The organism is Bradyrhizobium sp. AUGA SZCCT0177 (assembly GCF_018130125.1).
In the GTDB taxonomy this organism is placed as follows: domain Bacteria; phylum Pseudomonadota; class Alphaproteobacteria; order Rhizobiales; family Xanthobacteraceae; genus Bradyrhizobium.
The window spans coordinates 122041-139483 of the sequence record NZ_JAFCMA010000002.1; the positions used below are offsets into that span (position 1 = coordinate 122041).

Genomic DNA, 17443 nt, shown 5'->3' on the forward strand with positions numbered 1-17443 from the left:
CTTGAAAACGCTGTCGACGCCATAACAACAAGAGCAAGGATACCGTGATGACCCTGCCAACGCATTTGCTGCCGACCACCGTGGTCGGAAGCTATCCGCAGCCGGAATGGCTGGTCGACCGCGCGATGCTGTCGAAGGTGGTGCCGCGGACGCGCATGCATGCGATGTGGCGGCTGCCGCCGGAGCATCTGCAGGAAGCGCAGGACGACGCCACCATCGTCGCTATTCGCGACATGGAGCGCGCCGGCATCGACATCGTCACCGACGGCGAAATCCGCCGCGAAAGCTACTCCAACCGGTTTGCGACAGCGCTCGACGGCATCGACGACGAAAAGCCGGCGATGATCACCTCGCGCAGCGGGCATCAAACGCCGGTGCCGCGCGTGGTCGGCCCGGTGAGGCGCAGCGGGCCTGTCGAACGGCCCGACATGGAGTTCCTGCGCAAGAATACCGACCGTGCGGCCAAGATTACCCTGCCCGGTCCGTTCACGATGAGCCAGCAGGCCAGGAACGAGTTCTACAAGGACGACGAAGAACTCGCGATGGCGTTTGCGGAGGCCGTCAACGCCGAAGCGCTGGACCTGCAAAAGGCCGGCGCCGACGTGATCCAGCTCGACGAGCCCTGGGTGCGCAACGATCCGGACCTCGCAAGGCGCTATGCCGTCAAAGCCATCAACCGCGCATTGGCCGGCATCACCGTGCCGACGGTCGTGCATCTGTGCTTCGGCTATGCCGCAGTCGTGCCGGGTTCGACCAAGCCGGCGGGTTATTCGTTCCTTGCCGAACTCGCCGACACCAGCGCCGAACAGATTTCGATCGAAGCCGCGCAGCCGAAGCTCGATCTCGGTGTACTCAAGGATCTCTCATCGAAGAAGATCATGCTGGGCGTGCTTGATCTGGGTAATCCCGAGATCGAGACGGCCGCCATCGTCGCCGACCGCATCCGCAACGGCCTCAAGCATGTCGCGGCCGAACGTCTGGTGGTGGCACCCGATTGCGGCATGAAATACATGCCGCGCCACGTCGCATTCGGAAAGCTGAAGGCGATGTGCGAGGCGGCTGCAATCGTACGCAAGGAAATCAGCTAGAATGTAGCGTGTTTAGGTGGATTGAACCCGCCCGTCATCCTGAGGTGCGAGCGCAGCGAGCCTCGAAGGATGGGCCACGGGCACATTCATCCTTCGAGGCGCGCAAGAGCGCGCACTTCCCGAGCGAACGCAAATGCGTTCGTCCGGGGATGACGCGAGACCGTGCGAGGACTCAAACCTCGGCGTAGATCTCGATGACATTTCCCTCGGGGTCGCGGAAGAACAGCGCGCGATGGTGCCAGCTCGGTATGTCCCGGGGCGGGCTCAGGATCGTCACCCCCTTGGATTGCAACGTCGCATAACAGGAATCGATCAGATGCGGCGCGACCCGGAAGGCGAGCTGGACCGCAGCCGAGCCGGGCGCGATCGGACCATCGTGCCACGCAGCCCAGGGACCGCGCGGCCTCAAGGTGAGCAGCGCGGAGCCGACCTGAAAGCTGACCCAGTTCTCACTGTCGTGAGCGATCGGAAAGCCCATCACGTCGAGATAGAATTGCTTGGTCTCCTGCATCTTCGAACACAGCAGAACGGTGTAGTCGAGATTGCGAATGTCACCGAGACTCATGCAGCTGCCACCTCTGAGAAAAATCGATTTGAAATGACGCCGCGAGATGGCCAACGAAAATGATAGCTCTTTTGGGACTACATCGTCAAAGCAGCTTGGCGCGAACGAACAGCGCGCGCAACGCGGCGGTCGCCTGCACCGTCAGCATCGCATTGTCAGCGGCGCCTCGCAGCGTACGGACCGCATCGGCGTGCAACGACTTGAACTCGATCCATTCGACCGAGCTCAGATTGGTGATAAACTGATAGGCCTGGCCGACGGTACCAATCGATACCGTCTTGCCGTTCAAACTGATCTTGAACGTGGCCCGCAGCGGCGTGTCGGAATTGGAAACGTTGTTCGCAATCATGATGGCGACGTCGAACGCCGCGACGCGGTCAAGCCCTCGCTCAGGCTCGGCACCACGACGAGGCGCTTGACCTGCCCGTTTCGATAGGCCTGCAGGAACTTGTCATATTCCTTGATCGAGACGCAGCCGTTGGAATCGCCATTGGGCCCGAGCAAGTAGGAATGCACCAGCAATCCGGTTCGTCCGAGGGTGTCGGCATCACCCACTGGCGTCATGCGAAGCGCCGCGACACCGTGAAACAGCTTCTCCCGCGGCTTCAGATCATAGACGTTCGGCGGCGTCGCCCCGACCATGCGCATGCTGACAGAAGCGGGGTTGTCCATCAGGCCGCCGAGCCCTGAATGCGCCTCGAGCTTGACGCCGTTCGGCATGTAAACGGTCCGCGCCGAGATGTCGTAGACCGCGGTAACGTTGTCATATCCGAGCGCGCCAAGATCGGGCTTGTTGCCGAACAGGCCGTCGCCCGGCGTCAGGGACGCCAGCGAAAAACGCATCGGCACCATATCGGCCAGCTTCTGGAACATGGTCCGGTCGTCCGACCGCGCCGGCGGAGGCGGCTGCGGATCAACCCTCAGCGCCAGAACGGCTTCGGCGGGCCGCGACCTCGGCAGCGGAATCGCAGGCCCGGCCGGCGCTGCGGGCTGGTCGGCCTGCGCATCCGGCGACTGCTCGGCCAGCTGGCTTTCGATGTGACCGAACTCGGCGTCGAAATCCGTTCGCGCCGGACGGAAGACGGGACGCGAGGGATACCTGATGGACGGCGCGTTGCGCGCCGCGCCCGATCCGAACCTGTCATCGAACGAGAATGCGCCGGCGCTTTTGGCGGCTTGCGGGTTTCGTAGCCAGGCAACGAGATCAACATTCATCGCCCAGGCGGCCAGCGCCGACGTCACCACGAGCAAGGCAGCGGCAAAGGCGGCCTTGCCGACCAATGGAAAACCGCGGCTCGAAGCATGCCCGGTCGTGCTCGTGGTCCTGTAATCCATCCGTCCCCGGCTCGGCGCTTCGGAATCAGACCTGATTCTGCAAGGGATTCACCGAATAAGCCCAAATATAATGCAATTCAAAGTAAGGCATAATCGAGACACCGGACCACGGCTATGGTCATCAATCGAATCCGCAGCAGCCCCGGGCAATCTTGGTAAACAGCGCCGGTTCCCTGTGTGACGGGCACGCTCAGGGCCGGAGCGTCGGGCTGGTATTCGGTGCCGGTGCCTGTTCCATTTCCGAGTGTTCCGGCAGCTTGTCCGCATGCACCGATAGCGCGGGCCCGATCCAGATCGGATCGGCAAGATGGTCGCGGCGCGGATTGGTCGTGTTCGGATGGACCAGAACGCTCAACCTGCCATGATTCAGCATCAGCCAGGGCACCAGTTCAGGGAACACCTCTTTGGCAAAGGCCACCTGGTACATCGCCTGATCGTGGGGACCGACCTTGACGTCGTGCCACCGGCCGAGCGTCACCGAAAAGCGCTCGCCCATCCAGCCGCGCAACTGCTCGGCCTCGCCCCGCGTTGTCGCCGGATCGTAATAGATGTGGGCGTGGTAGCTGGCGATCTCGCTCAGGGATCGCGGACCATCCTTCTCCGGCAACTCGCTCATCGCAACCGCTCCGCCTCTTACCGTTCAAACCGGTCGCGATGATCGCTGGTGCCGACGGCGCGGTCAATCCGCAGAGGCGGCCTTCCCGCGCTTGCTGCTTTCGTAAACGGTCATCCCGGCGGCGGGATCGAGGTCGGTCTCGGTCGCCTCGGTCAGGCGCGCCATCATCATGTAGAAGCCGATCGTCATGATCGATTCGACGATTTCCTGCTCGCTGAAATGCGCGCGCATCCCGGCAAACACCGGCTCAGGCACACGGACATTGTCGACCACTTCCCGGCCGAAAGCCAGCAGCGCCTGTTCGGCTGCATTGAACGCGGCGTCGGCGTAATTGCCCTGTTCGATGCAGTCGATCTGCGGCTGCGTGACGCCGACCCCGAGCGCGATCGGGACATGCTGGCGCCACTCATAGGCGCCGCCTTCCCGCTGCGCGGCCTGGAGAATCAGCAGTTCGCGATTGACGTGGCTGAGCTTCTGCTTGTGCAGGATGGAGTTGGCGAACCGCATCGCGGGAATGAAGTTGGTTTCGGCATGCGCCAGCATCCGGAAGATGTTCAGCTTCACCGGCATCCTGTCGAAGGCCGTGCGGGTGTCGCCGCTGGTCTTCTCGGGGTCGATCAGGGGTAATCTGGCCATGTGCGTCTCCTTGTGTTTGCTGTTTTTTCGACGTTGACCGGCGGCTCAGCGAGCTCTGACGTCACGGATCGGCTCGGAGCCGTCCCAACCGGCGGCGATCTGCTTGATATGTTCGAAGAACCGTCCCTTGCCACCGCTGATGTCGGAGATCTCCACGATGGTGCCGGGATAGGATTCGGTGTCGAAATAGCAGAAGCGGCCCTGCTCGCCGCCGATCTGGCCCTCGTGCCCAACCTTGTAGCCCAGCGACAACGCGCGGTCGTAGAGAGCCTGATAATCCCTCGTCCAGTACGACATGTGCTGCATGCCTTCGCGGCCGGAATCGAGGAACTCCTTGTACATGGAAGGCGCATCGTTCCTCTGTTGAATGAGCTCGATCTGAAGATCGCCGGAATTGGCGAGCGCGATGCTCATCTCCACGCCGGACTCGGCACCGCGGTGACGGAAATAGTCGGTCTTGACCCGGTCGATGTAGAACCAGGGCCCGACGCCCATCACGTTGATCCAGTGATCCATCGCGGCGCGGATGTCGCGCACCACATATCCGTTCTGACAGACGGCGCCAAAAATGCGACTCATGATACCTCCGTTGTCGGCGGCGTTCGCCCGCTTCTTGCGGATCGCCGCGCCTGATGTTGTTTCCGCTTCCGCGCCTCAGGTCAGGTGAAAACCCTCATAGCCACGCGCGGCGATCTGCGCGCAGCGGTGCCGGTAGCCTTCCCCGACATAGGGCATGAAGACGCGCGGTTTTCCGGCGATGTTCGCGCCGAGATACCAGGAGTCCGCTTTCGGAAACAACGTTCGTTCGGCCATCTCGGCGACATGCGTCATCCAGGCGCGCTCGGCTGCGGGATCGGGCTCGATGATCCGAAAATCCTGCGCGCGCATATGGTCGATGCAGTCGGTCAGCCAGTCGACATGCTGTTCGCTGGCGTTGATCATGTTGCCGATCACCGACGGGCTGCCGGGTCCGGTGATGATGAACAGGTTGGGAAAGTCAGCCACGGCGATGCCGAGATAGGCGCGCGGTCCTTCGGCCCAGGCGTCCTGCAGACGAAGCTCGTTTCGTCCGCGGATGTCCATCGCGAACAGTGCCCCGGTGATGGCGTCGAAGCCGGTCGCGAACACCAGCGCGTCCAGATCAAACTGGCGCGCCGAGGTCTTGACGCCGTCGGCCGTCAGCGCCTCGAGCGGCTCTTCCTTGAGATTCACCAGATCGACATTGTCGCGGTTGAAGGTCTCGTAATAATTCGTATCGACGCAGATGCGCTTGACGCCCAAGGGATATCCCGATGGGCTCAGCGCCGCGGCGGTTGTGGGATTTTTGACGATCTGACGGATCTTCTCGCGCACGAAATCGCAGGCGACGTCGTTGACGGCCTCATGGGTCAGGAGATTCGGGAACGACAGCAAAAACCCGCCGCCTCCTTCCTGCCAGAGCTCCTCGTAGCGCCGCCATTGTTCGTCGCGCGAGGGTATCGGCGCCTCGAATGCGGACGAATTCACGCGGCCGGCATTCGGACTTGCGAGGCTCTCGCAGTAGGCCGGGAAAGCCGCATCAAACTGCTCGAAGTCCTCGTCCCCAAGCGCGCGGTTGCGCGCGGGCACGGAGAAATTCGGTGTGCGCTGGAACACCACGACGTGTTTGGCGGCTTCCGCGATCAGGGGAATCGCCTGCACGCCCGATGACCCCGTGCCGACGACGCCGACGCGCAGACCAGAGAAGTCGACCTCCTGTTCCGGCCAGCGGGCGGTGTGGTAGATCGGACCGCGAAAACTCTCAAGGCCTGGCGTCTTCGGGCTGTTCGGCACCGAGAGCGCGCCGGTCGCCATGATGCAGAAGCGGGCGCGGATCTGGTCGCCGCGATCGGTCCGCACCAGCCAGCGCCCGCTGGCTTCATCGAAGGAGGCTGAAACGACGCGGGTCTGAAATCGCAGCAAATCGCGCAGCTTGAAACGATCGGCGACGTATTTGGCGTAGTCCAGTATCTCGCGCCTGGCGGCGTATTTCTCCGACCAGCGCCAGTCCCGCCGCAACTCCTCCGACCAGGTGTAGGAATAATAGAGGCTCGGAACGTCGCAGCGCACGCCGGGATAGCGGTTCCAGTACCAGGTGCCGCCGACTTCGGGGGCGGCCTCGAAGCCTATCACGGATAGGCCCTTCTCACGCAGCCGGTGCAACGCATAGAGACCGCCAAAACCTGCGCCGACCACGACCGCGTCATAGTCGCCCTCGACTGCCGCGCGTTCGACGCGATCCCGGGTGTGGTCTTGCTTGTTCGCCTGAGTTTCCATGGTCTATTTCCTGTCAGCCGATCGAACGGCCGCCGTCGATCACGAGTTCGGTGCCCGTGACGTAGCGACTCTCGTCGCTGGCGAGCCACAGAATGCCGCTCGCGATATCTTCCGGCATCGCCTTGAAACCGAGCGGCACCGCGCGTTCGGTCAGTTTGTCCAGCGTCGCGCCGCGCGGCGGCCCTGAATCCGAACCCTCCTCGGCGGTGCCGATCAGCGTGTCCCAGATCGCGGTTTCGGTGATGCCGGGGTGAAGCGAGTTGACCCGGACGCCGTCCTTGGCGGCGGCGCATTCCAGCGCGACGGACTTTGTGAACAGACGGACGCCGCCCTTGGTCGCGCAATAACCGGACACGTTTGGCGAGGCCTTGATGCCCGCAATCGAAGAAACATTGATGATGCTGCCGCCACCGCCTGCGCGCATCAGCGGAAGCGCGGTTTTGACGCCGAGGAAGACGCCGTCGAGATTGACGGCAACCTGGCGTCGCCAGTCGGCGAGCGACATGTCGACGACGGGACTGGAGAGACCGATCCCGGCGTTGTTGACGAGCACGTCCAGCCGGCCGAACCGTGCTTTGGTTTTGGCGATCACCGACTGCCAGTCTTCCTCGCTGGTCACGTCGTGATGGAGATATTCCGCCTCGCATCCAGCCGACCGCAGTTCGCCCAGCAGGCGCTCGCCCTTCTCGTCCTGCAGATCGGTCGCGACGATCTTCGCGCCCTCACGCGCCAACACAATGACCGCGCTGCGCCCGATTCCGTTGGCGGCGCCGGTCACCAGCGCGACCTTGCCTTCGACCCGCCGTTTCATGCGTTCTGCCCGTTCACGCAAAATCCTCCCGGCCCGGTCGAGGGTTGTTCTTGGAAACGTTTCCACGATTGAGCTTGATGTTTCCACTGATGTCAATACTAATAGGCAAAGTGCTTCAAATAACGTTTCCAGATGCAGCTGATTTTGAGCCGACCGGGCTCGAATGCAATCGAATCCGGGCACTTAGGACGAGACAGCGGGCAAGCAGGACCGATGGCCAGAACCCAGCCGACCCCATCCCTTCGGCCGACCATCCGCGATGTCGCTGCGCAAGCCGGCGTGTCGGTCAGCAGCGTCAGCCGGGTGTTGAACCGCGAGCCGCACATCAGTCCTGAACTGCACGCCCGGATCATGCGCGTCGTGGACCGCCTCGGCTTCGAGCCAGATTCCGCCGCGCAGGCGCTGCGCTCGCGCGCCAGCAACACGATCGGCTGCATGGTCTCCGATATCTCCAACCCGCTCTACAGCGAGATGGTCAACGCCGCGGAAGAGGAATTGCAACGCGCCGGCTACGTCCTGATGCTCGGCGCAACCCGGCACGCCGAGGAACGCGAAACCGCGTTCATATCCGCGGTGCGCCGGCGGCGGATGGATGGATTGCTGCTGTTCGCCGGAGACAACACCCACAAGGATTTTACAAGCGCGCTGGCTACGCTCGACCTGCCCTGTGTCGGGATCGACCGCGAGGTGCCGGGCGCGCCGTCGGTGCGCGCCGATCATCGCGGCGGCGGCTTTGAGGTGACGCGCTATCTCATCGGCCTCGGCCATCGCCGTATCGCGCTGCTGACCGGGCCTGCGGCGGTGCTGCCGAGTACGGAGCGGGTAGCCGGATATCGGCAGGCGCATATCGAAGCCGGACTTGAGGTCGATCTCGATCTCGTCCGCCCGCAGGTGCACGGCTCGGGCATCGCCTTCAGCGACGTCTGCCAGTTGCTGCAAGGGCCTGCGCCGCCCACTGCGATCATCACGCTGGGAACGCACATGCTCGCCAGCGTGATGGACGCGCTCGCCAGCAACGGCATTCGCTATCCGAGCGACATCTCGTTGGTGTGTATCGGCGACACGGATCTGGCCCGGCACGCGACGCCGGCAATCAGCGCGCTGACATGGGACTTGAGCGAAATCGGCAGGATCGCCGCAAAAACCCTGCTTGAGCGGGTGCGCGACGGCGATCAGGCCCAGGACACAAGGCCGATTTATCTGCCGACCCGATTCATCCTTCGACATTCCTGCGCCGAGCCGCGCGCCAAGTGATTTGAGGAATTGCCTGCCCTGCCGATCTGCCAGATTTGACGACCGCTAACAAAAAAACAAGTACCGGGAAACCCAAGGGAGTTGCGTATGAAGTTCCGCACAACGATGCTGACGTTGCTGATGCTCGTCCTGGCCACCTGTTCGGCAAGGGCCGAGGACGCGTCGGACTACCCCTCCAGGAAAATAAAAATGCTGTTGCCGTTCGCGGCCGGTGGCGGCGGCGACGTCATCGGCCGGCTGCTGGCCGACAAGATGGGCAAACGCTTGGGGCAGACCATTTTCGTCGAAAACCGCACGGGAGCGGCCGGCACCATCGGCACGCAGATGGTCGCGACCTCGCCGGCGGACGGTTACACCATCATGATCGGCGGCATGACCACGCATGTGCTTGCGCCCGCGTCCTATACGAGCCTGCCCTACGATCCGATCAAGGATTTTGCAGTCATCGGCCGCATCGGAACGTCGGCGATCCTGGTGGTGGCCTCGAAGGATTTTCCGGCCAACGACCTGCGCGGCCTGATCGCGATGGCGAAAAAGGGCGATCAGATCCAGTACGGATCCTGGGGCGTCGGCTCGACCGGACATTTCTGCGCGGAAATCCTGTCGCAGAAAGCCGGCATCAAACTCGAACACGTGCCGTTCAGCGGCGCGGCGAAGGTTGCCAATGATCTGATCGGTGGCCACATCTCTCTCGGCACGCTGGATATGGCGACGGCGACGCCGCTGGTGAAGGATGGAAAAGTAAAGGCGCTGGGCACATGCGGGGATCGCTCGCCAAGCCTGCCTGATGTCGCAAGCTACAAGGACCAGGGGATCGAATTTGAGCGCAGCCTGTCCTGGGTCATGTACGCGCCCGCTGGCATCCCCGACATCGCCGCGAAGAAGCTTTCCGCTGCACTGCAGGAGTCGATCGCCGAAGCGGACATGACCGAAAGGCTGCTCGCGCTCGGCGTCACCGCGGACTTCATCCCCGGAGACCGGCAGCGCGACATCAACGTGCGCGACATCGAGGCCTGGAAGGTGGTCGCCAGAGAAGCCAAAATCGAGATCAAGTGAACGCGCGGCAATCCGGTCGAAATTGCCGGCGCGCCGCGCCCGAAGCAGGCTCAGTTCCTGCTCAGTTTTTCTTACCGAACAGCACCGGAAGCTGGCGCGGGCCACGCACCGTGCCTTCCGACCAGGTGACCTTGCCGGCCGGATCGAGCTTGAAGTCCGGAATCCGCTTCAGCCATTCCTCGATCGCGACCGTCATTTCCATGCGCGCGAGGTTGGAGCCGACGCAGCGGTGAATGCCGAGGCCGAACGCGGCATGGCGGTTCTCCTTGCGGTCGATCACCACCTTGTCGGCATCCGGGAACATCGCGGGGTCGCGGTTGGCCGCCGGGAACGACAGCAGCACCATGTTGCCCGGCTTGACCGGGCAGCCGCTGATAGTGGTTTCCTTCATCACTTCGCGCGCCATCGTGACCGGCGAATAGGCCCGCAAGAATTCCTCGATCGCGCTCGGCATCAATTCCGGCTCCGCGATCAGGCGGTCGCGGTCGGCGGGCGTATTCGCCAGATGCCACAGCGAGGAGCCGATCGCGCTCCAGGTGGTGTCGATGCCGGCAATCAGCAGCAGGCGCAGCGAACCCAGCACCTGGGAATCGTCCAGGGGATTGCCGTCCTTGTCCTTGGCCTTCATCAGCGTCGAGATCAGATCGTCGGTCGGATGCGTCTTGCGATGCTCGATATGGCCGGCGAAATAGGCGCTCATCTCCTGCACTGCCTGCACCAGCATGCTCTCGTTCTTGATGCTGAGCTCGAGGATCATGTGGATCCACTTGACGAACAGATCGCCATCCTTCTCGGGAATGCCCAGCATGTGGGCGATGGCGCGCACCGGAACATGCTTGGTGTAGCGCGCCGCGGCGTCGCATTGACCGTCGGCGATGAATTCGTCGATCAGTTCGTTGCAGATGGCACGGACCCGCGGCTCCAGCTTCTTCATCGCGTCCGGCGTGAACGGCGGAAGCAGCAGTTGCTTGGCGGGCTTGTGCTCGGGCGGATCTGACGTTATCGGAGGCGCGGCGTTGCGCTGCACTTCAGGCCGCACGTCGCGCACGATGACGCGCCGCGAGGAGAAATGCTCGGTGTCGTAGGCGATCTCCTTCACCGCCTGATAGGTGGTCGGCAGATAGCAGCCGAGGAAACGCTTGGTGTGCACCACCGGGCATTCGTTGCGCAACTCGTCCCAGATCGGAAACGGATTCTCGGTCCAGCGCGGATCGGTATGATCGAAATCGTTGACCCAATCGGTGACCGGAGGATGTTCGGGCATCATGCTGACGGAATCGGACATCGCGCAAATTCCTTTTGCTTGGTTCGTTCAGGACGAGCTTGATTTCAGGACCGGACTATCGCCCCTATTCTTCCTGCACTTCGATCGCGATTTCGGGGCAATTGGTCTGGGCGAGCCAGGCCTTGTCTTCCAGGCCCGCGGGGACCGAACCGTCGCCGACTTCATGGGCATTGCCGAATTCGTCGAGCTCGAACAGTTCCGGCGCGAGCGACTTGCAGCGTGCGTGTCCCTGACATTTGTCCTGATCGACGCGGATCTTCAGCTTTCCCGACATGCGAGCGCTCCTTCAAGCCGCGCGCGCTCAACCGGCGCGTCGCATTTCCTCATGTTGATTTGGGCGTTACCAACCGCGGCCGGTCCGCCTCTTCAAGTTATACCGTATTACATTATCGTCGCGATTGTGCTGTCAAGCGGAAAGTTATAGATCATTACACTGAATGCCGCCTCGCCCCGCACGTAAAGCGCTCAACACCTATCACCACGGGGATCTCCGCGATGCCCTGGTTCAGGCCGCGCTCGGGGAAGTGGAACTCGGCGGCCCCGAAGCGATCAGCATCAGCGCGCTGGCCAAGAGGCTCGGCGTCTCGCAGCCGGCTCCCTACAAGCATTTTGCCGACCGCGAGAGCCTGCTCACGGCGGTAACGGCCGAAGCCTTCCGCCAGTTCAACGCCATCCTGCGCGAGTCGATCGGAAAACCCTCCAGGCGTTCGAAGCTGTCGCGCCTGGCGCAAGCCACATTGGATTTCGGTCTTCGCCGCAACGGCGTCTACCGCCTGATGTTCGCCTCACGGATCATGGCATGCGCACCCAAGGGCAGCGAGCTGCATGTCGCCGCGATGGAAACCTTCGAGCTGCTGCTGGAATCCCTTGAAGCGCCCGCGGTCGGATTGCTGCGCGAACGCAGCGCCCTGCAAATCTGGGCCGCGCTGCACGGCGTGGTGATGCTGGCCGAACAGGGACTTCTCACCGGCCAGCTTGCCAATGTCAGCCGGGAAGAGCTGGTCGAAGATATCGTCAAGCAGACCAAGCTGGCGCTGGCGGTGGCCGTCAAGGCGGCGGACAAGAACGGCCGATAACGCTCGCCCGGTCCTCATGGTGCGGCGTCCGCAAATCCGTTACCATGGGGCTTGCGTAGCTGTTGCCGGAAAGCGGCTGCCTTGGATGCGAGTGGGCCGGTGCAGGTTCGATTGAAAATGAGATTTGCGCACACCCGGCCGGCGCGAACCGGCCGGCGGCTGGCGCTCGGGATATTGATGTCGCTGTGCTGTTCCGGTCTGGCGTCCGGCCAAAACAACGGCAAGGACAATGGCGAGGACGAAGATGCGCCGGCCAAGCCGAAGCCGGTATTGCCTAACATCTATCTCGACTTGCGGACGATCTACACCACCCTGCCGGCCGGTACGCTCTCGATCGGCTTCAGCGCGCCGCCACTATTGTCGACGCTGTCGAACCTGACATCGCTCGGGACCTTGTCGTCGCCGGCCAGCCGAAGCATCAATCTCGACATTCCCGTGACGGTTGACGTCAACGAGCAGCTGTCGGTCTATGGTGGCGTCAGCGGCGCTTCGTCCCAATCGGGCAGCCTGCCCTGGTCGTCGTTCGATATCTACGGTTTTACGGTCGGATTTCAGGCCGACCTCTATCAGCAAAACGGCGGCATGTTTCCAACGGTGACGATACAAAGCAATGCATCGCGATCGATTTCCGACGCGCCATTGGCCACGACCTCCTACAATACGATCCTCGAATTCGGCTACGCGCTGAACCCGGATGAAACGCGGGGACTGCTCGCCGGCGCGCAATACACAAAAATCATCGTCGATTCCATATTCGCTGAAGTGAAGCCTGGCTATGTGGGCTATGTCGGCGGCTACTATCAGTGGGACAACAACTGGAAGCTGACCGGCCGCTTCGGCGTGCAATCGTTCGGCGGTGCGCAGCTTCTCAATCTCACGCCGTTCCCGGCCTTCACCCAGCCGATCGTACGGCTCGATCTCGATCGCATGGACGATGACGACAACCGCCTGTTCGGCGTCACCGCGCAGATCGCCTGGACGCCGAAGCCGTCCTATCAGCTGACGGTGAGGACGCCGCTCTATGCGATCAAGAATTAAGGCGCATTCCGGCACCAGCGGATGCCGCCGCTGATCACACTGACACATTCACATCCAGGAGAAGACATCATGACATCCAGCGACGGCGCTCGGACGCTCAAGGACAAGGTTGCATTGGTGACCGGCGCGGGCCGCGGGCTCGGCCGCGCCTTCGCCGAAAAACTGGCTGCGATGGGCGCCGACGTCGCGATCCACGGCATGCGCGAGAACGGACCGGCGGAATATGGCGAGGGATCGACGCTGACGGCGGTCGCGGAAGATATCGCCAAGGCGTATGGCGTGCGCACCATTCGCGTGCTCGGTGACCTCACGCAAGGTGCCGACATCGCGCGCGTGGTCGAGACCACGACGCGAGAACTGGGGCCGGTCGAGATCCTCGTCCACAATGCCGGCGGCGACATCGCGGCCAAGGGCGGCAAGCCGGATCCGAACGACGCCATCGGCATCAAGGAAGAGGACGTGCGCGCGGTGCTCGATCGCAACCTGCTCAGCACGATCCTGACCTGCCAGGCGGTGGCGCAGGAGATGATGAAGCGGCGCCAGGGCCGCATCGTCACCATCGGCTCGGTCGCGGCCTTCAAGGGCCGCACCAACGGTTCGATCTATGCCGTCGCCAAAGCCGGCATGACGCATTACACGCGCTGCCTCGCCGATCAGCTGCGCTCCTACGACATCAATGTGAACTGCATCGCGCCGGGCGACACCCGTACCGGCCGCTTCATGGGCACGCGCGCGGTCGACCAAAATCGTCTGGTCGAAACCGGCACGCTCGACCGCATCGCCACCGTCGATGAAGTCGCGCGCGTCGTTGAAATGTTCGCGGGGCCGATGGGGGCGTTCGTCTCAGGACAGGTGCTGCGCGTCGACGGCGCCGGACAGTGCTGGGCGGCCTGATACCCGTTCTCTCAACTGGTCAAACTCGCCGGAGTGGTAGGTGGCGCCGTCAGGCGTAACGATTTCGACGTCCCAGCAGCCGTCCGATATCAGTTCATCGGCTTTTTTCATCGCGGCCAGCACCGACTCCCGCCGCAAGGTCACGGTTCCCGATGTATCGAGCGCGGTAATGAGAAATACCATGGACGGCTCCTGTTTCGGATTCGCACCAGTGTGGCTGGGAATACGGCCGGGTCAAGCGGCATGAATTGTGGGCCAGGAGAAGAAAACCCTACCCCCAAACGGCGGCGGGAAAGGGACTTCCACATTCTGGCCGCAGATTGCATACCGCTACCCTTGCTTCCGGGCCGAACTGGGCGACATTAGGGGCTCGTTCAATGGAAGCCGTCATGAGTCCGCCCGCCTTCGATCCCTTTGGAGAACTGGTCCCGACCGCCGATTCGGCGGCCGCGCCGGAACGCGACTCTAACTGGCTGAAATCGGCCGGTGTCGGGCTGTTCTGGGGGTTGGTCGGCGTCATCGTGCTGGCACGCGCGATGTACTTCGAGCCGGGCGCTTTCAGCTTCGGACAGGCCGTGGCGTGGGCGCAGGGCCTGTTCGGGTTGCTCTAGGGCGCGCACGCGGTACGCCCGCCCCTGCTGGAAGCCGGAAGAAGAATACTCTCCCTATCTTGCTGAATCGAAAATTTATTGGTGAAGCCGAGCAGGCCGGCGCATAAACTGTTCTCCAAAACGGGGGGCATGTGCCGCAACAAGACCACGAGACGGACGGGATAAGGTCGGACCCAGGCGCTTTCAGGCGCAGCCTGGCCCTCATTCCCGGCATCGCACTTTGCGGCGCGATCACCGCCGTTTCGCTTGGCGCCCAACTGGTCGAAGAGCGCATCTTCGCCCACCCCTATGTCGAAGCGCTGGTCATCGCGATCCTGCTCGGGATGGCGATTCGCACTGCCTGGCAACCGTCCGAGCGCTGGCGCTCCGGCATTGCCTTCAGCGCCAAACAGCTGCTCGAGGTCGCCGTCATGCTGCTCGGCGCTTCCGTCAGCTTTGCCGCGATCGTGGCGTCCGGCTACCTTCTGGTCGCAGCGATCGTCGCCACCGTCGTCATCATGCTGGCTGTCAGCTACGGCCTCAGCCGGATGCTCGGCCTGCCGACCAAACTGTCGATCCTGATCGCCTGCGGCAACTCGATCTGCGGCAATTCGGCAATCGCCGCGGTGGCGCCCGTGATCGGCGCCGATGGCGACGACGTCGCCTCGTCGATCTCCTTCACCGCGATCCTCGGCGTCCTGATGGTGCTGGGCCTGCCGCTGCTGATCCCGTTGCTCGCCCTGTCCGCGACGCAATACGGCATTCTGGCGGGTCTTACCGTCTATGCCGTTCCGCAGGTGCTGGCGGCAACGGTCCCCGCCGGTATCGTCGCCACGCAGATCGGCACGCTGGTGAAACTGGTGCGCGTGCTGATGCTGGGGCCGATCGTGGTCGCGCTCTCGCTCGTCGCCGCGCACCGCCGCAAGCGCCATGCCGACGCGACCAGGGCGGTTGCGATCAGCCCGTTCAAGCTGGTGCCGTGGTTCATCATCGGCTTTCTGGTGCTCGCCGCGCTGCGCTCGCTGCAGCTCGTGCCGGATATCGCGGTCGCGCCGGTTACAAAAACCGCGGCCATCCTTACCGTGCTGTCGATGGCCGCGCTCGGGCTTGGTGTCGACGTACGCGTTCTCACAACGGTCGGCGGAAGGGTCACCGCCGCCGTCACGCTGTCGCTGCTCCTGCTGCTCGGCCTGAGCATCGGACTTGTCCATTTCTTCTGATGAAGCCGCCGCCCTGGCAATTCGCAACTGGCGTGATCCAGCCACGCGTCAGAGCAGCTGATCTCTAGGCCGTTCTCATTCCGTTGGACAGGATCACCTGCAATCTGGGATCGCCCACTGCGAAGAACGCGGCTTCTATTCGTGCCGTCAGGTTCGGCTGCAATAGCCATTCACCAACTGTTTTGGCCGCCTCCTCGTGGCTCTCCAGGCAGGCAGAGTGGAGATAGGTCTTATCCCGCTCCTCGATCACGTACTCGCGCAACGCGGCCATATGGATGGCCGCGGCCGGGTCCTCGGCACCGACCCAATTGTGCAACAGCCGATCGATATCGCCGCCTGCGGTCACAACTAGCGTCACGACGCTCCTGATATTGAAGGCGAGGCGATATCCAGCAGGCCACACCTCCAGGTCGAGGCGGGTCAGGCTGTCGCTTAGGAATGCATCGAAGAAGCGGTCGATGCTCTCCACCTCCGCTCGAGGCCACTTGTTCCGGTGGTCGGCCTGGCCAAGCCGGCGCAGGCAAATATCCAGTCCGATGTGGTCAGGGTAATCACGCGCGGCGATCAGCTCGAAATAACGCGGCAGGAAGTAGCGTAGCTCCCGGGCGACCTGACCATCGTCATAGTCATGCGCGGAGTTGGTGTACTCGGCCAGCAGATCGGCCGGGATTGACCGCAAGGGCGTGTTGACCAGTTGTCGTTCTGTCTCCTCGGTCATGCAACAACGGCAATGGCATACGACGAGGTCACGGCCCAATCGATACGCGCCGAAGACCCGGTAGGCTTCCTCGATGGCGACCGTTAATTCCGAAGGCATGCTACAAGACGTCTGCTGATGGGTTCACAGAACTAACACAATATCCCGTTCAAGACCGTTATCCGGGAAACTCCGAGCCGGGCGCAAATCCGGATCGACGATGGCTGATGCGGCGCGCGTAATCCTGCAGCGGTCTGTGCCGTTGCTTCCGAGCGGCGGCCGGATTCAGGATCGGCTGGTGAAGGACGTGACCGTGCACGCCGAACCAAACGCCAGCGGCTTCTCCATCGAGATCAAAGGCAGGCTGAACCAGCCGGGATGGATGATGGTAGCGAGAGAGGGACTCGAACCCCCGACCCCAGGATTATGATTCCCGTGCTCTAACCAGCTGAGCTACCTCGCCACGGTTCACCGTCACGGCTCAACATACCGCAGTCGCGAACGCGCGGCATATAAGGAGTCGGTCGGGGGCCTGTCAAGCAAACCCGCCCGGTTCGAAAAGCGCCTGCAAACGGCGCTATTTGGGCCGGATCGAAGGATCGCCGCCGGGGCTGCCGGGCGGCGGAATCACCGGCGTTTTGCCCCCACCGGGCGCCGGTGCATGCATTTCGGGATCAATGCCGGCGGGCGGGCAAAGTACACCATCGGAACGGGCCAATCTTTCGCCGAGCGGTTCGGCCCGCTGGCCGGTGGTGGTGCCTTCCGGTGCTGCCGCGCCGGAATGCGGCGCTGGATGCATCGGCGCGCAATTGGCGGTCCGCGCAGCCGATGGCGGCGCGGTCGGAACCGGGGGAGTGGCCGGACCCGGCGGGGCCTGTGCCACCGCCACGCCGGAGGCCACCATCAGAACACACGACAGGAAGAGCGAGCGTTTTATTGCCATGGAAGGAAAACGGTCCGCAGCCGCGGAGGTTCCCGGCTGATTTC

The 17443-nt window shown here is 62.9% G+C and carries 21 protein-coding genes and 1 tRNA gene; 8 read left to right on the plus strand and 14 right to left on the minus strand.

Annotation, left to right across the window (positions count from 1 at the left end; genetic code table 11):
• The first annotated feature begins 47 nt into the window (after positions 1-47).
• Complete coding sequence (locus tag JQ597_RS02835; protein ID WP_212262701.1) at positions 48-1088, plus strand: 5-methyltetrahydropteroyltriglutamate--homocysteine methyltransferase; 1041 nt, start codon at positions 48-50, stop codon at positions 1086-1088.
• A 172-nt stretch (positions 1089-1260) separates the two neighbouring features.
• On the opposite strand, the gene JQ597_RS02840 is transcribed toward JQ597_RS02835, so the two are convergent.
• From JQ597_RS02840 to JQ597_RS02875, 8 genes are all read right to left on the minus strand, one after another.
• On the minus strand, positions 1261-1653 hold the full coding sequence (locus JQ597_RS02840) for a VOC family protein (protein WP_212262702.1): 393 nt from the start codon (positions 1651-1653) through the stop codon (positions 1261-1263).
• Positions 1654-1738: 85 nt separating this feature from the next.
• Positions 1739-2002 carry a hypothetical protein gene (locus JQ597_RS02845; RefSeq protein ID WP_212037294.1) on the minus strand — a complete coding sequence of 88 codons (264 nt, stop codon included), beginning with the start codon at positions 2000-2002 and terminating at the stop codon, positions 1739-1741.
• Positions 1999-2988, minus strand: a complete 990-nt coding sequence (locus tag JQ597_RS02850) for a DUF2778 domain-containing protein (RefSeq protein ID WP_212262704.1) — start codon at positions 2986-2988, stop codon at positions 1999-2001. Before JQ597_RS02850 ends, JQ597_RS02845 begins: the two co-directional genes overlap by 4 nt.
• A gap of 190 nt (positions 2989-3178) precedes the next feature.
• Positions 3179-3604, minus strand: coding sequence for a DOPA 4,5-dioxygenase family protein (locus JQ597_RS02855; protein WP_212262706.1), 426 nt, complete (start codon positions 3602-3604; stop codon positions 3179-3181).
• Positions 3605-3667: 63 nt separating this feature from the next.
• The gene (locus JQ597_RS02860) at positions 3668-4240 is read right to left on the minus strand and encodes a carboxymuconolactone decarboxylase family protein (RefSeq protein ID WP_212262708.1); all 573 of its coding nucleotides are present in this window, start codon (positions 4238-4240) and stop codon (positions 3668-3670) included.
• Positions 4241-4285: 45 nt separating this feature from the next.
• Entirely contained in the window at positions 4286-4819 is a 534-nt protein-coding gene (locus JQ597_RS02865; RefSeq protein WP_212262710.1) for a VOC family protein, read from the minus strand.
• 75 nt (positions 4820-4894) lie between these two features.
• Positions 4895-6535, minus strand: coding sequence for a flavin-containing monooxygenase (locus tag JQ597_RS02870; RefSeq protein WP_212262712.1), 1641 nt, complete (start codon positions 6533-6535; stop codon positions 4895-4897).
• A 13-nt stretch (positions 6536-6548) separates the two neighbouring features.
• Positions 6549-7346, minus strand: coding sequence for an SDR family NAD(P)-dependent oxidoreductase (locus tag JQ597_RS02875; protein WP_212262714.1), 798 nt, complete (start codon positions 7344-7346; stop codon positions 6549-6551).
• Between the two features lie 213 nt (positions 7347-7559).
• Between JQ597_RS02875 and JQ597_RS02880 the strand changes: the two genes are divergently transcribed.
• On the plus strand, positions 7560-8600 hold the full coding sequence (locus tag JQ597_RS02880; protein WP_212262716.1) for a LacI family DNA-binding transcriptional regulator: 1041 nt from the start codon (positions 7560-7562) through the stop codon (positions 8598-8600).
• 87 nt (positions 8601-8687) lie between these two features.
• The gene (locus tag JQ597_RS02885; protein WP_212262717.1) at positions 8688-9656 is read left to right on the plus strand and encodes a Bug family tripartite tricarboxylate transporter substrate binding protein; all 969 of its coding nucleotides are present in this window, start codon (positions 8688-8690) and stop codon (positions 9654-9656) included.
• Positions 9657-9717: 61 nt separating this feature from the next.
• On the opposite strand, the gene JQ597_RS02890 is transcribed toward JQ597_RS02885, so the two are convergent.
• Both JQ597_RS02890 and JQ597_RS02895 read right to left on the minus strand, forming a co-directional pair.
• The gene (locus JQ597_RS02890; protein ID WP_212262719.1) at positions 9718-10941 is read right to left on the minus strand and encodes a cytochrome P450; all 1224 of its coding nucleotides are present in this window, start codon (positions 10939-10941) and stop codon (positions 9718-9720) included.
• 64 nt (positions 10942-11005) lie between these two features.
• Entirely contained in the window at positions 11006-11215 is a 210-nt protein-coding gene (locus tag JQ597_RS02895; RefSeq protein WP_192740598.1) for a ferredoxin, read from the minus strand.
• Between the two features lie 163 nt (positions 11216-11378).
• On the opposite strand from JQ597_RS02895, the gene JQ597_RS02900 reads away from it, so the two are divergent.
• The 3 genes from JQ597_RS02900 (at position 11379) to JQ597_RS02910 (ending at position 13949) form a co-directional block, all read left to right on the plus strand.
• Positions 11379-12017, plus strand: coding sequence for a TetR/AcrR family transcriptional regulator (locus JQ597_RS02900; protein WP_212262721.1), 639 nt, complete (start codon positions 11379-11381; stop codon positions 12015-12017).
• A gap of 117 nt (positions 12018-12134) precedes the next feature.
• Positions 12135-13055 (plus strand): hypothetical protein, encoded by a 921-nt coding sequence (locus JQ597_RS02905; protein ID WP_249147171.1) that lies wholly within the window; start codon positions 12135-12137, stop codon positions 13053-13055.
• Between the two features lie 69 nt (positions 13056-13124).
• On the plus strand, positions 13125-13949 hold the full coding sequence (locus tag JQ597_RS02910; RefSeq protein ID WP_212262723.1) for an SDR family NAD(P)-dependent oxidoreductase: 825 nt from the start codon (positions 13125-13127) through the stop codon (positions 13947-13949).
• Here JQ597_RS02910 and JQ597_RS02915 read toward each other — a convergent pair.
• Entirely contained in the window at positions 13899-14132 is a 234-nt protein-coding gene (locus tag JQ597_RS02915) for a hypothetical protein (protein WP_212262986.1), read from the minus strand. The genes JQ597_RS02910 and JQ597_RS02915 overlap by 51 nt on opposite strands.
• Positions 14133-14338: 206 nt before the next feature.
• Here JQ597_RS02915 and JQ597_RS02920 point away from each other — a divergent pair, with 206 nt between their 5' ends.
• Both JQ597_RS02920 and JQ597_RS02925 read left to right on the plus strand, forming a co-directional pair.
• Complete coding sequence (locus JQ597_RS02920) at positions 14339-14560, plus strand: hypothetical protein (protein ID WP_211997678.1); 222 nt, start codon at positions 14339-14341, stop codon at positions 14558-14560.
• 131 nt (positions 14561-14691) lie between these two features.
• Positions 14692-15759 carry a putative sulfate exporter family transporter gene (locus tag JQ597_RS02925; protein WP_212262725.1) on the plus strand — a complete coding sequence of 356 codons (1068 nt, stop codon included), beginning with the start codon at positions 14692-14694 and terminating at the stop codon, positions 15757-15759.
• Positions 15760-15823: 64 nt separating this feature from the next.
• On the opposite strand, the gene JQ597_RS02930 is transcribed toward JQ597_RS02925, so the two are convergent.
• From JQ597_RS02930 to JQ597_RS02940, 3 genes are all read right to left on the minus strand, one after another.
• The gene (locus JQ597_RS02930; protein WP_212262727.1) at positions 15824-16576 is read right to left on the minus strand and encodes a hypothetical protein; all 753 of its coding nucleotides are present in this window, start codon (positions 16574-16576) and stop codon (positions 15824-15826) included.
• A 266-nt stretch (positions 16577-16842) separates the two neighbouring features.
• Positions 16843-16919, minus strand: a tRNA-Met gene (locus JQ597_RS02935).
• A gap of 114 nt (positions 16920-17033) precedes the next feature.
• Entirely contained in the window at positions 17034-17399 is a 366-nt protein-coding gene (locus JQ597_RS02940; RefSeq protein ID WP_212262729.1) for a hypothetical protein, read from the minus strand.
• Positions 17400-17443: the final 44 nt, after the last annotated feature.

What these genes read in the sequence shown, in the direction of transcription:
- JQ597_RS02835 (WP_212262701.1), top strand. Translation starts at nt 48, where the DNA reads ATGACCCTGCCAACGCATTTGCTGCCGACCACCGTGGTCGGAAGCTAT.
- JQ597_RS02840 (WP_212262702.1), bottom strand. Translation starts at nt 1,653, where the DNA reads ATGAGTCTCGGTGACATTCGCAATCTCGACTACACCGTTCTGCTGTGT.
- JQ597_RS02845 (WP_212037294.1), bottom strand. Translation starts at nt 2,002, where the DNA reads ATGATTGCGAACAACGTTTCCAATTCCGACACGCCGCTGCGGGCCACG.
- JQ597_RS02850 (WP_212262704.1), bottom strand. Translation starts at nt 2,988, where the DNA reads ATGGATTACAGGACCACGAGCACGACCGGGCATGCTTCGAGCCGCGGT.
- JQ597_RS02855 (WP_212262706.1), bottom strand. Translation starts at nt 3,604, where the DNA reads ATGAGCGAGTTGCCGGAGAAGGATGGTCCGCGATCCCTGAGCGAGATC.
- JQ597_RS02860 (WP_212262708.1), bottom strand. Translation starts at nt 4,240, where the DNA reads ATGGCCAGATTACCCCTGATCGACCCCGAGAAGACCAGCGGCGACACC.
- JQ597_RS02865 (WP_212262710.1), bottom strand. Translation starts at nt 4,819, where the DNA reads ATGAGTCGCATTTTTGGCGCCGTCTGTCAGAACGGATATGTGGTGCGC.
- JQ597_RS02870 (WP_212262712.1), bottom strand. Translation starts at nt 6,535, where the DNA reads ATGGAAACTCAGGCGAACAAGCAAGACCACACCCGGGATCGCGTCGAA.
- JQ597_RS02875 (WP_212262714.1), bottom strand. Translation starts at nt 7,346, where the DNA reads ATGAAACGGCGGGTCGAAGGCAAGGTCGCGCTGGTGACCGGCGCCGCC.
- JQ597_RS02880 (WP_212262716.1), top strand. Translation starts at nt 7,560, where the DNA reads ATGGCCAGAACCCAGCCGACCCCATCCCTTCGGCCGACCATCCGCGAT.
- JQ597_RS02885 (WP_212262717.1), top strand. Translation starts at nt 8,688, where the DNA reads ATGAAGTTCCGCACAACGATGCTGACGTTGCTGATGCTCGTCCTGGCC.
- JQ597_RS02890 (WP_212262719.1), bottom strand. Translation starts at nt 10,941, where the DNA reads ATGTCCGATTCCGTCAGCATGATGCCCGAACATCCTCCGGTCACCGAT.
- JQ597_RS02895 (WP_192740598.1), bottom strand. Translation starts at nt 11,215, where the DNA reads ATGTCGGGAAAGCTGAAGATCCGCGTCGATCAGGACAAATGTCAGGGA.
- JQ597_RS02900 (WP_212262721.1), top strand. Translation starts at nt 11,379, where the DNA reads ATGCCGCCTCGCCCCGCACGTAAAGCGCTCAACACCTATCACCACGGG.
- JQ597_RS02905 (WP_249147171.1), top strand. Translation starts at nt 12,135, where the DNA reads ATGAGATTTGCGCACACCCGGCCGGCGCGAACCGGCCGGCGGCTGGCG.
- JQ597_RS02910 (WP_212262723.1), top strand. Translation starts at nt 13,125, where the DNA reads ATGACATCCAGCGACGGCGCTCGGACGCTCAAGGACAAGGTTGCATTG.
- JQ597_RS02915 (WP_212262986.1), bottom strand. Translation starts at nt 14,132, where the DNA reads ATGGTATTTCTCATTACCGCGCTCGATACATCGGGAACCGTGACCTTG.
- JQ597_RS02920 (WP_211997678.1), top strand. Translation starts at nt 14,339, where the DNA reads ATGAGTCCGCCCGCCTTCGATCCCTTTGGAGAACTGGTCCCGACCGCC.
- JQ597_RS02930 (WP_212262727.1), bottom strand. Translation starts at nt 16,576, where the DNA reads ATGCCTTCGGAATTAACGGTCGCCATCGAGGAAGCCTACCGGGTCTTC.
- JQ597_RS02940 (WP_212262729.1), bottom strand. Translation starts at nt 17,399, where the DNA reads ATGGCAATAAAACGCTCGCTCTTCCTGTCGTGTGTTCTGATGGTGGCC.